Genomic DNA, 13,469 nt, shown 5'->3' with positions numbered 1-13,469 from the left:
CGCTGTTGAGAAAATAGCGTCTTTTTTTATCCGCGGGCAGAAAAATAGGTACGGATATGTCTCTTATGATTGCATTTTTTTTCCAAACACAGTATGCTATCATCTGATACGTAAAAAACAAGCAAGGGCGGTGAAACCGCCGGAGGAGGACCCATGATTGAGATTCAGAACGTAACCAAAACGTACTCAAAGAATAATAAAAAGGCCGTGGACAACCTGTCCCTGAGTGTAAAGGGCGGCGAGCTGTTCGGCTTTATCGGGCCGAACGGCGCCGGCAAAACCACCACGATCAAAATGCTGACCGGCGTGCTGAAGCCCGATGAAGGCTCCATCACCATGGCGGGACACCGGATGGATTCCGAGCGCCTGGAGGCCCAGCGCCTGATCGGCTTTGTGCCGGACGGAAACGATCTGTATGACCGGCTGTCCGGTATGGAATACCTGAACTTTATGGCGGATATTTACCAGGTGAGCGCTTCCCGCCGGAAGGCCCACATTGAAAAATACCTGCATATCTTTGAACTGGAAGACGCCATCAACAGCCAGGTGCGTACCTATTCCAAGGGTATGAAGCAGAAGCTGGTCGTGATCGGCGCCTTGATTCATAATCCTCCGATCTGGATCCTGGACGAGCCCCTGGGCGGCCTGGATCCCCGGGCAGCTCACCTGCTGAAGGAAGAGATGATCCGTCACTGCAACGAGGGAAATACTGTGTTCTTCTCTACCCACGTGCTGGAAGTTGCTGAAAAGCTGTGCACCCGCATCGGCGTGATCGATCACGGTACTCTGCGTGCCCAGGGCACCCTGGAAGAACTGCGTTCCGGTGAAAAGAGCGCCAGCCTGGAAGACCTGTTCCTGCAGCTGACCGATGACGGAGGAGACAACGAATGAAAAGCTTTCTTGCACTGCTGCGGCTGCAGCTGCTGTCCAGATACGCGGACATGAAACCGCGTAACCTGAAGACAGCGCTGAAGGAAAAGAAAGGCCGCACCATTGGAATGATCATCGCGGTCATTTTCGCGATTGCATATCTCGGCGGTATGCTGTTCTATCTGGAAACCCAGATGATCGACATCCTGATCAGGCTTCACATGCCTGAAATGCTGGTGACCCTGGCGGTGGTCCTTGCCACCACGGGTACGCTGATCATGGCGTTCTTCTTCACCCTGAGCGTTTTGTACCTTGGCCGTGACGCGACTTATCTGGCATCGCTGCCGATCAAGCCCCGGACGCTGCTGAGCGCCAAACTGACCCAGGTGTGGATTTCTGAAACCTGCATTGACGCTCTGCTGATCCTGCCGGCCTGTATCCTCTACGGTGTAAAGACCGGCGCTGAAGCGCTCTTCTACGTCAGGATGATTGTGGTCTGGCTGCTGATTGCAATTCTGCCGATCTGCCTGATTGCTTTCCTGTCCAGCCTGTTGATCCGTCTTTCCGCTCTGTGGAAACACCGTGAAACGATTATGACCGTCGGCGGTATCGCCCTGCTGGTTGCCTATATGTTCCTGATGTCGAACCTTGGCGGCATGACCGGCAGCAGCACCACGGACGGCGGAGCGATGATGGAAAGCTTCGTAACGGGAAGCGCCAGCAGGTTCGCCGGCCTGACGAAGATGTTCCCGCCTGCTGAATGGGCTGCTGAAGGCATGCTGGGCCAGAACAACCAGATGTTCCTTGTATGGATCCTGGTTTCCCTGGCGGCTCCGGTCGTCATGGTATGGCTCCTGGGCTACAGCTACCGCAAGCTGTCCATGATGCAGTCCGAGACACCCGGCGGAAAGAAGAAAAAGTTTACCGGACGGGAATCCTTTACAGCCGGCGGCCAGCTGAAGGCCTGCATCCTGCGTGAAGTTAAGACGATCCTGCGGGTGCCGTCCTACGCGACCAATATCCTGCCGATCTGCTTCATGCCGCTGATGATGGTGATTATCTTCAGTGTGTCTATCGGCAAAGCCGGTGAAAGCCTGAGCGGACTGTTCCAGAGCATGCATCCGGCCCTGATCATGGGCATCCTGGCGGCAATGATGGCCTATATGGCGGGCATGAACCCCGCACTTTCCACCGCGGTGACGCGGGAAGGCAAAGGCCATGATTTCCTGACGGCACTGCCGGTGCCGACCATGACCTTTATCCGCGCGAAATTCATCGTGGGCTACGGATTCGGAGCGGCCGGCGTGATCGCTGCTTCAATCGTCCTGCTGATCATGTATCCTGGCGTGGAACTGCAGGTTATCATGGCGCTTGTGCTGTGCCTGCTGTTCAGCTATGTGAACTGCGCCCTGGCCCTGAGCCGGGATATCAAAAAGCCCAAACTGGACTGGGTGACAGAGCAGGAAGCTGTGAAGCAGAACTTCGGTGTGATGATCTCCATGTTCGTCTCCTGGGGTATCCTGATTGCCCTGGCGGCCCTGACTTACGTCCTGATTGACAAGCTTCACCTGGAGCTGCTGCCGATCTTCGGAATTCTTGCGGGTGCCTTGGTGATCCTGGCCATCGCAACACATGCGATCATGAAAAATAATGCGGAGAAGTATTACTGCAAGGGCTAAACAAAAAGAGGCGAAAGCCTCTTTTTGTTTTAATGAATACTGAAAACTTAAAACTTTGCGATCGCCGTATTCCATTTCTGCATCGTCATAGACTCGCAGAAATGGACGGCTGTAGCATGGGAGGCATATACCGCATCTTCAATCGTCGTGACTTCCCACTGGGAAGATCACTCGTTTCAGATGACCTCAGCTCTGACGAGATTTCTGCCACCGGCAGTCATCAGAGCTTCGCCCGTGCTAAAGCACGGATGCCTCCTCAATAACTTAAAAATGATATAGTGTTTTGGGCTTGTGAATCATTGTGATGGTGATGAGTAATTGACAGAAAATTGAGAAGGAAAGTATAATCAAGGCACTAACCGGAAGGGGAATGAACATGAAGAAGATTATCGGTCTGGTGGTTTGCCTGATGATGCTGGTGAGCGGGTTTGCAATGGCGGATCAGACGGTTGAACTGCTGCCCGGACTGGGCTATGTGGTGGACCTGCCGGATGATATGGAATATGTGTCTCCGGAAGCCTCGGAGAACGGTGTTGAGACCTATTTCAACAACGACCTGGAGATGGACTGCTTCTGCTATCCGAAATCTGAGGCTGAGAACCTGGGCATGGCGGAAACGCTGAAGGAAACCGTGAACGTGCTTAAGGAGAAAGGCTGGGAAGCAGAACTCCGGAAGGTGAACCGCATCACGATGGTATGCGTCCGGATGAAGGATGAATCAGACGGAGCTCCGGGGATCGGATACATCTTTGAAGACGGTGACCTGATGATTGAAATTGACTTCTGGTATGCCACCCAGGAAGCGGCTGACCGGACTGTGCAGATCATGTCTTCCATCAGGCAGGAGTAATCAATCGAATAATTGTATTTCAGCCGGATCCGTGAGGATCCGGCTTTGTGTTTATAACTTGATTTGTGGTATAATCAAGTGTTCATATTTGCACAAAATGGCGGTTCAGCCGCCGGAGGGATTATGAGCTTTACGCATCTTCATCTGCACACGGAGTACAGCCTGCTGGATGGCGCCTGCAGGATCAGTTCGCTTGCCGACCGGCTGAAAGAGCTGGGAATGGACTCCTGCGCAATTACGGATCACGGCGTACTGTACGGCGCGATCGATTTCTATAACGCGATGAAGGAAGCCGGGATCAAACCGATCATCGGCTGCGAAGCATACGTCTGCCGGGACCGGACGGACAAGTCCATGACCGGCCGCGAAAACAGCCACCTGATCCTGCTGTGCGAGAACAATACCGGCTATCAGAACCTGATGTACCTGATCAGTGAGGGCTTCCTGACGGGTTACTATTACCGGCCGCGGATCGACTATAACCTGATCCGGGAACATCATGAAGGCCTGATCTGCCTGAGCGCCTGCCTGAGCGGCGACCTTCCGAAAATGCTGCTGAACGGGCAGGATGAAAGCGCCCATGCCTATGTGCGGGAAATGCAGGAGATCTTCGGCGAGAAGAATTTCTATATTGAAATCATGGATCACAACCTGCGGGAAGAAAAGACCGTTCTGCCCCGGCTGATCAGTCTGGCCCGGGAAATGAATGTTCCGCTGGTTGCGACCAACGACTGTCACTACCTGGAGAAGAAGGACGCACATGCCCAGGAAGTGCTGATGTGCATCCAGACCGGCAAGACGCTGGCGGACGACCAGCGGATGCGGATGGAGACAGAAGAGCTCTACGTCAAGAGCGAAGAGGAGATGCGCGCCCTGTTCCGGCAGGTGCCGGACGCCGTTGACCGGACCCAGGAGATCGTAGATCGATGCAACGTCGAGTTTGAATTCGGTGTAACCCGCCTGCCGCACTATCCGGTGCCGGAAGGCGAAACCGCAAAGAGCATGCTGCGCCGCCTGTGCGGGGAAGGCATGAAGAAGCTCTATCCGGACGCCAAAGAGGGAGATGAACCCTATCAGCGGCTGGAATATGAGCTGTCCACCATTGAACATATGGGCTATGTGGACTACTTCCTGATCGTCTGGGACTTCATCCACTATGCCAAATCCCACGGGATCATGGTTGGCCCGGGCCGCGGCAGCGGCGCCGGCTCCATCGTGGCCTATACGCTGGGGATTACCATGCTGGATCCGCTGAAATACCAGCTGCTGTTTGAGCGCTTCCTGAATCCGGAACGTGTCAGCATGCCTGATATTGACGTGGACTTCTGCTACGAACGGCGGCAGGAGGTTATTGACTACGTGGCCCGGAAATACGGATCGGACCATGTGAGCCAGATCATCACCTTCGGTACCATGGCGGCCAAGGGCGTTGTGCGCGACGTGGGCCGGGTGCTGGGCATGAGCTACCAGGAAACGGACGCGGTGGCCAAGGCGATTCCCTTTGACCTGGGCATGACGCTGAACAAGGCGCTGAAGATCAGCCCGGTGCTCCGGGAAATGTATGACAACCAGCCGAAGGTCAGGGAACTGATTGATACGGCACTGACGCTGGAAGGGATGCCCCGGCATGCTTCCACCCACGCGGCGGGCGTGCTGATTACCGGTAAGCCGGTGGTGGAATTTGTGCCCCTGCAGCGGAACGACGAGGTCATCACCACCCAGTATCCGATGGGCACCATTGAGCGCCTGGGCCTGCTGAAGATGGACTTCCTCGGATTGCGGACCCTGACGGTGATCCGGGATACGCTGGACATGATGCGGGAAACCGGCAAGGACATGAAGCCGGAGGATATTCCGCTGGATGATCCGGCGGTTTATGAAATGATCAGCCGGGGCGATACGGACGGAGTGTTCCAGATGGAAGGCGCGGGCATGACCGGCTTCCTGACGAACATGAAGCCCAGCTGCTTTGAAGACATCATCGCTGCCATCTCCCTGTACCGTCCGGGCCCCATGGAATCCATTCCGCGCTATATCGCAGGCAAGGCGAACCCTGCCAGCGTAAAGTATAAAACTGAAAAACTGCGTCCGATCCTGGACGTGACCTACGGGTGTATGGTGTACCAGGAGCAGGTTATGCAGATCGTGCGTGACCTGGCCGGATACAGCTACGGCCGGAGTGACCTGGTGCGCCGCGCCATGGCGAAGAAAAAGCACAAGGTCATGGAAGAGGAACGGCAGATTTTCGTTCACGGCCTGACAGACAAGGACGGGAACGTCACTGTGCCCGGATGCGTGCGCAACGGCGTTCCGGAGAATGTAGCGAACGAAATCTACGATGAAATGATCGCTTTCGCCAGCTACGCCTTCAATAAGTCCCACGCCGCGGCTTACGGTGTGGTGGCTATGCAGACAGCCTGGCTGAAGCGGTATTATCCCGTGCAGTTCATGGCGGCCATGCTGAACAGCGTGTACGGCAATACCGGCAAGATTGCCGGATACATCCAGTACTGCCGGGGCCGGGATATTTCCGTGCTGCCGCCCAACGTGAACCGGAGCCGCTGGAAGTTTACAGTGGACCGGGACGCGGAAGGAAAAGCCGCGATCCTGTTCGGCCTGGGCGCAATCAAGAGCGTAGGCGAGAATGCTGTGAACGCGATCATCCGCGAGCGGGAAAGCGCCGGGCCTTTCCGGGATATCTTTGACTTCTGCCGGCGGATTGATACGGCGGAGTGCAACAAGCGGGTCACGGAGAGCCTGATCAAGGCAGGAGCCTTTGACGGCTTTGGCGCCAACAGGCCGCAAATGCTGGCAGTATACGAGGCTGCCATGGATGCGAACCAGGCACGGAAAAAGAAGAATGTATCCGGCCAGGTAAGCCTGTTTGATATGTTCGGCGGCGGGGAAGAACAGCCCATGTTTGACGCCGAACTGCGGCTGCCGGACATTCCGGACTGCCCGGCGAAGGCCAAACTGAAAATGGAAAAGGACGCCGCGGGAGTCTATATGACGGGTCATCCGTTGGATGATTATCGGGAGAAGCTGAAAAAGCTGACCTATACGGCGGCTGAAATCACCGAACCCGAAGAGGAAGCCGAGACTCCGGACCTGGACGGAATGTTTGTGGACCTGGGCGGCATCCTGACAGAGGTCAAGGAAAAGGCGACCAAGAAGGGCGACTATATGGCCTTTGTTACCCTGGAAGACATGACCGGACAGATTGAATGCCTGGTGTTCCCCAGGGTGTTTGAGAAATACCGGCTGCTGCTGAACACGGATGAAGCCGTGGTGATCAGCGGCAAGATCAGCGTACGGGAGGATGAAGCTCCCAAGCTGCTGGCGGAGCGGGTAACCCGGCTGGAAGAGTGGACAACGCAGCCCTCCACGCTGCGGCTGGAGGAATTCCGGAAGAAGCGGGAAGCACCGAAAACGGACGCCCAGCTGGCGGCTGAAGCAGAGAAAAAAGTCTTCCTGCGGCTGAGCCGGCAGGATATGGACCGGGCCGGTGCCGTGCTGGCGCTGTGCGCGGGAGAGATTCCGGTTTATATGCATATTCCGGAAGAAAAGATTACACTGCTGTGCCCGAAGGAAAACTGGTGCAGCGCGGATGAAAACTGCATCCAGCGGCTGAGGGATGTGCTGGGTGCGGAAAATGTGGTACTGAAACAAAAGGGGTGAGACTCATGGAACAGAAGAAGAGCCGGGCAGCGGAGATCATTCGGTTTGCCCTGACCGGCGGCGTCTGTTTTGTGGTGGAACTGGCCGTACTGATTTTGCTGAAGGGGAAGTTCGGCGTGGATACGCTGATTGCAACGCCCATCGCTTTCCTGATTTCAGTGATCCTGAATTACCTGCTGTGCGTCGTCTGGGTTTTCCGCGGAGCAAAGAACCGGGGAGCTGGCGCAAAGGCGGGCTTCCTGATTACCAGCCTGATCGGCCTGGGACTGAACGAGGTGCTGATGCTGCTGTTCCGGGTGCTCCTGGGTGAAGACGCTGTGATACTGACTTTCGGATCCAGAACGATCAACATGTATGTGCTGAACAAGTGCATGGCGACGCTGATTGTGATGATCTGGAATTACTTCTCGAAACGGGCGGTATTGTACCGCAGGGCAAAGCAATGATTGAACTGGAACATGTTACCAAGCTGTACGGAAGCATCCCGGGACTCCGGGATGTCTCGCTTCATGTTCCCAAAGGGCAGACGGTGGGACTGCTGGGCCGCAACGGCGCTGGCAAGACCACGGCGCTGAACCTGATGACCGGCTATTTTCCGCCGACAGAAGGCAAGGTACGGGTGGGCGGAAAGGATATGCTGGCTGACCCGCGGGCCTGCAAACGGATGATCGGCTATCTGCCGGAGAAGCCGCCGCTGTATGACGAAATGACGGTGGAGGAGTACCTGGCCTTTGTCAGCGAACTGCGGGAAGTGACCCGGAAAGCAAACCGGGAGCATGTGAACGAGATTATCGAGCTGTGCTCCCTGAAGGAAGTCCGGGAACGGGTTATCGGCCACCTGAGCAAGGGATACCGTCAGCGCGTCGGTATTGCGCAGGCACTGTGCGGCGCACCGGACGTCCTGATCCTGGATGAACCGACGGTCGGCCTGGATCCGCGGCAAACGGTGGAAATGCGGGAACTGATCCGGAAGCTGGGAAAGGACCACACGGTCGTATTCTCCAGCCATATCCTTACCGAGGTTCAGCAGCTCTGCTCCCGGGTGATAATCCTGAACGAAGGACGGATGGTACAGAGCATTGACCTGACGGAGAAACCGGCCGATACCCTGCGGCTGCGGGTACGTGCGGCCGGACGGAAGGAAGCCCTTCTGGGGGCCCTGAAGGGCCTGCAATGCGTACTGCAGGCAGAAGGAGTCAACAGTCCGGAGGCGGGCACAGCAGAGTTCCTGCTGACCTGTAAAACGGCAGATGAGCAGGGAAGGGCAACGGACCAGATTTTCCGGCTGCTGGCAGGGCTGAACGCGCCGATCCGGATGATGACGGAGGAGAAGGACAGCCTGGAGGAGATCTTCCTGAGAAACACATAAGTGTTTCACAGAAAGATCTCAATGAAAACTGAAAACTTAAAACTTAAGACTTAAAAATGATTAAGTTTGTAAGAGACCAGTGATTAGTGAAAAGTTTGCCTGCTGAAGGCAGGCAGGCGGAGAGGAGAAGACCATGAATACGATCCGGAAACGGGAGATACAGGGGTACTTTTATACTTCTGTAGGCTATGTGTTTATCGGGGTATTCCTGATTATTTCCTCCATCCTGTTTTATGTGAGTATACTCAGGACGCGAAGCGGTGAACTGCCGAATTTCATCTATACGATGAGCTATCTGTGGATGCTGCTTTGCCCGATCCTGACGATGCGCCTGCTGGCGGAAGAAAAGCAGAAGAAGACGGATCAGCTGCTGCTGACGAGCCCGGTATCCCTGCCGGGTATTGTGCTGGGCAAATACCTGGCCGCAGTGACGGTGCTGCTGATAACCGCGGGGATGACGCTGCTGTTTGTGCTGGTGGTAGCTCTCTACGGCAGGGTGTATCCGGCGGAACTGGCGGTAAACTACCTGGGATTCATCCTGCAGGGCTGCGCCCTGGCCGCACTGGATCTGTTCCTTTCGGGATGCGCGGGCACACCGGTGACGGCTGCGGTACTGGCATACGGCGCCAACCTGCTGCTGTGGATCCTGGATGAGATGTACGGCATGATCCAGGTGGAATGGCTTTCGGAGATCCTGAAATTCCTGTCCATATACCGGCGGAATGAGAACATGATCAAGCTGGGGCAGCTGAGTTTCGCTGCGATCCTGTATGACCTGTCCTTTATCGCGGCGTTCCTGGCACTGGCGGTGTTCAGGCTCGATCGAAAAAGATATACGCGGTAAAAATCCTGGATTTTTACCGTAATGAAAACTGAAAACTTAAAACTTAAGACTTAAAAATGATTTAAGTTTGTCAGTGCAGAGTGATGAGTGAAGAGTGTAGAGTTGCCCGCGGATGCGGACAGTGAAGGGCGAAGAGTTGCCCGCGGGATGCGGGCAGAAAGGAGAGAAAAACGCCATCCATGAGTAAAGGGAAGTTTAAAACCGGGAAGTGGAAATACGGTTCCGTATCAGCCCTGATGCTGGCAATGGTGCTGCTGGCACTGATTGCGCTGAACGCGGGCGTATACGCGCTGGAAAAGAATAAGGGATGGCGTATTGATCTCTCCTTTAACGGTATTCTGTCCCAGAGCGCGGAAACAAAGGCCGTGATTGAAAAACTGGATAAACCGGTTGAGATCTATGCACTGTTCCGGAAATCTTCTGAAAGGGACTGGCTGGAGCTTCAGGAACTGTTGAATAAGTATGCCGCGTCCAGTGATAAGATCACCTGGAAGCAGGTGGATCCGGCGGTTAATCCGCAGCTGCTGGAGCAGTTTTCGACCGATAACCTGGTGCCGGGAGAGTCCAACTTCATTGTCTGGTGTGAACAGACGAACCGCTTCAGAATCCTTGGCGGCGAGGACTTTATGGGATTGGGTTACAACCTTGAGACTGGCACAATGGAATATGACAGCCTGACGTTTGAAAGTGCCATTACCGGAGCGATTGCCTATGTGGTGAAGGACCGGGTGCCAAAGGCTGTGATCCTGCAGGGACACGATGAGTATGAACTACAATACCTGACAGACTTCCAGAACCTGCTGGAAGCCAATCAGTATGAAGTGGAATATCAGACCCTGAGGGATAATGAATATACGCCGGATCCTGAAGACCTGCTGATTTTCTTTAACGCACAGAAAGATCTGACGGATATTGAGATGACAAAACTAACGGAATTCGCCGCGAAGGGCGGCAGCTTCCTGTTTGTCTGTGATTATAGTGCCCCCCTGGCGAATATGCCCAATTATATGACATTGCTGCGGAGCTACGGATTTGAGCCGCTGGACGGCCTGGTTCGCGCCGATCCGCTGGACAAGAATTCCTATTACGAATCCAATCAGTATTTTCTTTTACCTGTGATGTGCTCTACGGATATCACGATGGACCTGGTGGGACTGGGCAGGGATTACCTGATTATTCCGGAAACGAGAGCCTTCGCGGAACCGGAAGAGGGAGACCGGAACCTGAGCGTAAGCGTTGTGCTTCGCAGCGCTGATACGGCAATCCGCCAAATTGACAGAACAAACATTGCACCCAGCGTAACAGACGGATATCCGCTGGCGCTGGAAGCCCGTCGTATCACCACGGAGAGTTATGTATCCAGAGCTTTTATCATTGGCTGCGGTGAGGTGCTGATAAGTAAATCCTTGTACTCGGTCACACACTGCCAGGAGCTGACGGTGAACGTGATGGAGTTCCTGCTGCAGAATGACGGAACAGGCCTGAATATTACGCCGAAGGATGCGGCACGTCCCGGACTGAAAACGGAAAGCCTGAGCCTGGGATCAATCCTGCTGATTGCCCTGCCGCTGTCGGTGCTGTTTGCGGCACTGCTGGTGCTGGGACCGAGGAAAAACAGATAACATCTGTTTTTCTAATGAATACTGAAGACAATATATTATCAAATGAATACTGAAAACTTTGCGATCGCTGTTACCAAAGTTCCTTCGAAACTTTGACAGCTGTAGCATGGGAGGCATTGGCCGTGCTGAAGCACGGATGCCTCCTCAATAACTGAAAACTTAAAAATAATAGTTACTGAATGCTATCCTAAAGTAAGCTGGATAGTTTATACATAAGATTAGTGGAAATAATAGAGGAATATAAAGCATGCAAAAGGTGGAGAGACAGAAGCATAAGGACCGGAAGCGGAGAAGGCTGACCGGGGTGATTCTGTGCGCTCTTTTGCTGGTGATCTGCGTTGCGGTTGGTTTGCTGCTGCGGGATAAGGCAGAGAAAACGGCATCCGAAGCGAACGTGAAATATGAAGCACAAACAGGCAATATCTTTCTGCACGAAGAAAGCGAACTGAAAAGCCTGACGCTGATCCAGCAAGGGAAAGATCCCTGGACCGTGGAGACAGACGCGGAAGGCAAACTTCATCTGTTGCATGAGGAAACAGGAGAACCCTCTTCCTGGACGGTGGACGAAAACATCGCAGAACTGCTGATGAGCGTGGCCACAAACCTGACCTATGACGACATATTCGCGGAAAAACGGTCAGAATGGGAAGTCGCTCTGGATGCTTTCGGCCTGAAGGATCCGCTGGTAACCGCTGTGTTCAGCTTCCAGGATGGCACAGATGTGACTGTGCATGTCGGGAAATCGGCTGATCCTGAAAACAACAGGTACTACTACATGTCTGTGGACGGAGATGAACACCTGTACGCTGTTTCGGCGGGTATTATGGACGATCTGAGCACGGAACAGACCCTGCTTCATCCGGTCCCGCGGCTGGAGATCCAGAGCGCACTGCTGGACAGAATCAGCGTGAAAAACGCAGACGGAAGCGTCCGGAAGGAATGGAGCCTGCAGGGAGACGTAAAGGACAGGGACGCGGCGGAAAACTGGCAGCTGACGGCGCCTTTTACTTACCCTGCGGATTACAACTCGATTGTAAACCTGAAGGAAAACGCCGGGAATCTACGGCTGGGTGTGTTTATAGAAGAGGCAAACGAAGAAACGCTGAAGCTTTACGGCTTTGAAGAGCCTTCGGCAATCCTTGAGTTCCATACGGCAGCAGGATCCACCGGTACGGTAGGGATGAGCGGCGTGTTTGACGTGAGCGACTGGGAAGAACACCTGTATACCCTGACTGTCGGTGGGAGCAAGAGTGAGATGTCTTCTTACGTCCTGTACGAAGGCTGTATCTATTCCGTCACCGATTTCACAATGAGCGCGTTCCTGAACGTGGAGCCCACAAGCACAGTAGCCCGTTATGTGGTTACTATCCCGCTGACCTCGCTGGAAAGCGCAGTGGTGGAGAAGCATGGCCAGGAGACGGTTTCCTACGTCCTGGAGCCTGTGGAGGATGCCGGGAACGGGGAAGAAGTGACGGAACAGACATATCGCTGCCTGAAAAACGGCGAAGAAATCCCGTATGAGACGTTTGAAGCTGCCTGGGACAGGCTGCTGACGGTGACGGTGAGCGGGAAGCTTTCACAGGAATATGAGCCGGGGAACGTGCATACCAAGTATACGTTCCGCACAGTAAGCGGCAGGACGCATATCCTGGAATTGTCTGACCTGGATCAGATGCACGACCTGGTTACGCTGGACGGAGCAAGCAGGTTTTATCTCATAAAAAACGGGATGACAGACTTGCCGTGAGAAGAAAACGACCCATGCAATGCATGGGTCGTTTTTAATGAATACTGAAAACTTAAGACTTAAAACTTAAAAATTTTATGTATCTGGACGGTTGTTCAGTCTTGGTTGCATCTGCTAATCATGTGGGTTTCATATCAGAAGGAAATTATAGTTCGTAGCCGATGATGTTTTTGCCGGTGTATTTGATGGTGATCTGATCGCCGGAGTTGAAAGCGGGAAGGGGCAGCTCGTTGTCCCAGTAATACCGCTGTTCACGGATGCCGTGTTTGTCCGGCTCGCCGAGGAGAATCAGCCCGGTGCAGTGTACGCCGTCCACAAGGGAGGGCTCTGCTTCCGCGTGGTCATAGATCAGCGTATCAGTGTGCGTACGGCCCTTCAGCGCGGACTGAACCAGCTTTTTATACCGGTGCAGCGGCAGGCAGAACAGCTCAATAAAGAAGACTGCAACGGCACAGAGAAGGGCAAACAGGACAACGCTCAGCCATTCCACCCGGATGATCATGGAATAGATGAACAGGCCCAGGATTACGGCCAGGATGACGCCCAGCAGGGTATAGCGCTTTTTCAGCTGGGAAGAGAGGGAGAAGAGGTCATTTTCCGAGTAAAGGTCTTTCATAAAAGCCACGCTTTCTTAAATTCATAATTCACAATTCATAATTCATAATTATGTGTTGTGCAGACATGAGAATATCATGATGGTTTATGGAAAAAATGTCAAGGCATTGAGTAAAAAAACGGAAATGGTCGTGTCGAAGGATGACATATAAACCCTATGTGTTGATATTAATACATAGGTTTTGAGCAATAAGA

At 53.9% G+C, this 13,469-nt stretch carries 10 protein-coding genes; 9 read left to right on the top strand and 1 reads right to left on the bottom strand.

Going from position 1 to position 13,469, the window contains the following annotated elements; all coding sequences use genetic code 11:
- Nucleotides 1–153 precede the first annotated feature (153 nt).
- The 9 genes from JRC49_02690 to JRC49_02650 all read left to right on the top strand — a co-directional run bounded on the left by JRC49_02690 (nt 154) and on the right by JRC49_02650 (nt 12,659).
- Entirely contained in the window at nt 154–891 is a 738-nt protein-coding gene (locus JRC49_02690) for an ABC transporter ATP-binding protein (GenBank protein QTE71759.1), read from the top strand.
- Nucleotides 888–2,549, top strand: coding sequence for a hypothetical protein (locus tag JRC49_02685; protein QTE71758.1), 1,662 nt, complete (start codon nt 888–890; stop codon nt 2,547–2,549). The genes JRC49_02690 and JRC49_02685 overlap by 4 nt, the downstream gene beginning before the upstream one ends.
- Nucleotides 2,550–2,925: 376 nt before the next feature.
- The gene (locus JRC49_02680) at nt 2,926–3,399 is read left to right on the top strand and encodes a hypothetical protein (GenBank protein QTE71757.1); all 474 of its coding nucleotides are present in this window, start codon (nt 2,926–2,928) and stop codon (nt 3,397–3,399) included.
- A 123-nt stretch (nt 3,400–3,522) separates the two neighbouring features.
- A complete protein-coding gene (locus tag JRC49_02675) occupies nt 3,523–7,077 on the top strand; it encodes a DNA polymerase III subunit alpha (protein QTE71756.1) in 3,555 nt (1,184 codons plus the stop codon).
- Between the two features lie 5 nt (nt 7,078–7,082).
- Entirely contained in the window at nt 7,083–7,523 is a 441-nt protein-coding gene (locus tag JRC49_02670) for a GtrA family protein (GenBank protein ID QTE71755.1), read from the top strand.
- Nucleotides 7,520–8,446, top strand: coding sequence for an ABC transporter ATP-binding protein (locus JRC49_02665; protein ID QTE71754.1), 927 nt, complete (start codon nt 7,520–7,522; stop codon nt 8,444–8,446). The genes JRC49_02670 and JRC49_02665 overlap by 4 nt, the downstream gene beginning before the upstream one ends.
- 133 nt (nt 8,447–8,579) lie before the next feature.
- On the top strand, nt 8,580–9,290 hold the full coding sequence (locus JRC49_02660) for an ABC transporter permease subunit (GenBank protein QTE71753.1): 711 nt from the start codon (nt 8,580–8,582) through the stop codon (nt 9,288–9,290).
- Nucleotides 9,291–9,469: 179 nt separating this feature from the next.
- Nucleotides 9,470–10,912 (top strand): Gldg family protein, encoded by a 1,443-nt coding sequence (locus tag JRC49_02655; GenBank protein QTE71752.1) that lies wholly within the window; start codon nt 9,470–9,472, stop codon nt 10,910–10,912.
- Nucleotides 10,913–11,168: 256 nt separating this feature from the next.
- On the top strand, nt 11,169–12,659 hold the full coding sequence (locus tag JRC49_02650; protein ID QTE71751.1) for a DUF4340 domain-containing protein: 1,491 nt from the start codon (nt 11,169–11,171) through the stop codon (nt 12,657–12,659).
- A gap of 145 nt (nt 12,660–12,804) precedes the next feature.
- Here JRC49_02650 and JRC49_02645 read toward each other — a convergent pair whose 3' ends face one another.
- Complete coding sequence (locus JRC49_02645) at nt 12,805–13,275, bottom strand: hypothetical protein (GenBank protein ID QTE71750.1); 471 nt, start codon at nt 13,273–13,275, stop codon at nt 12,805–12,807.
- Between the last annotated feature and the right edge of the window lie 194 nt (nt 13,276–13,469).

The sequence above is a fragment of the Clostridiales bacterium FE2011 genome, from assembly GCA_017569305.1.
Classification (GTDB): Bacteria; Bacillota; Clostridia; order Christensenellales; family Aristaeellaceae; genus Aristaeella.
This window is presented reverse-complemented; position numbering and strand designations above follow the sequence as displayed.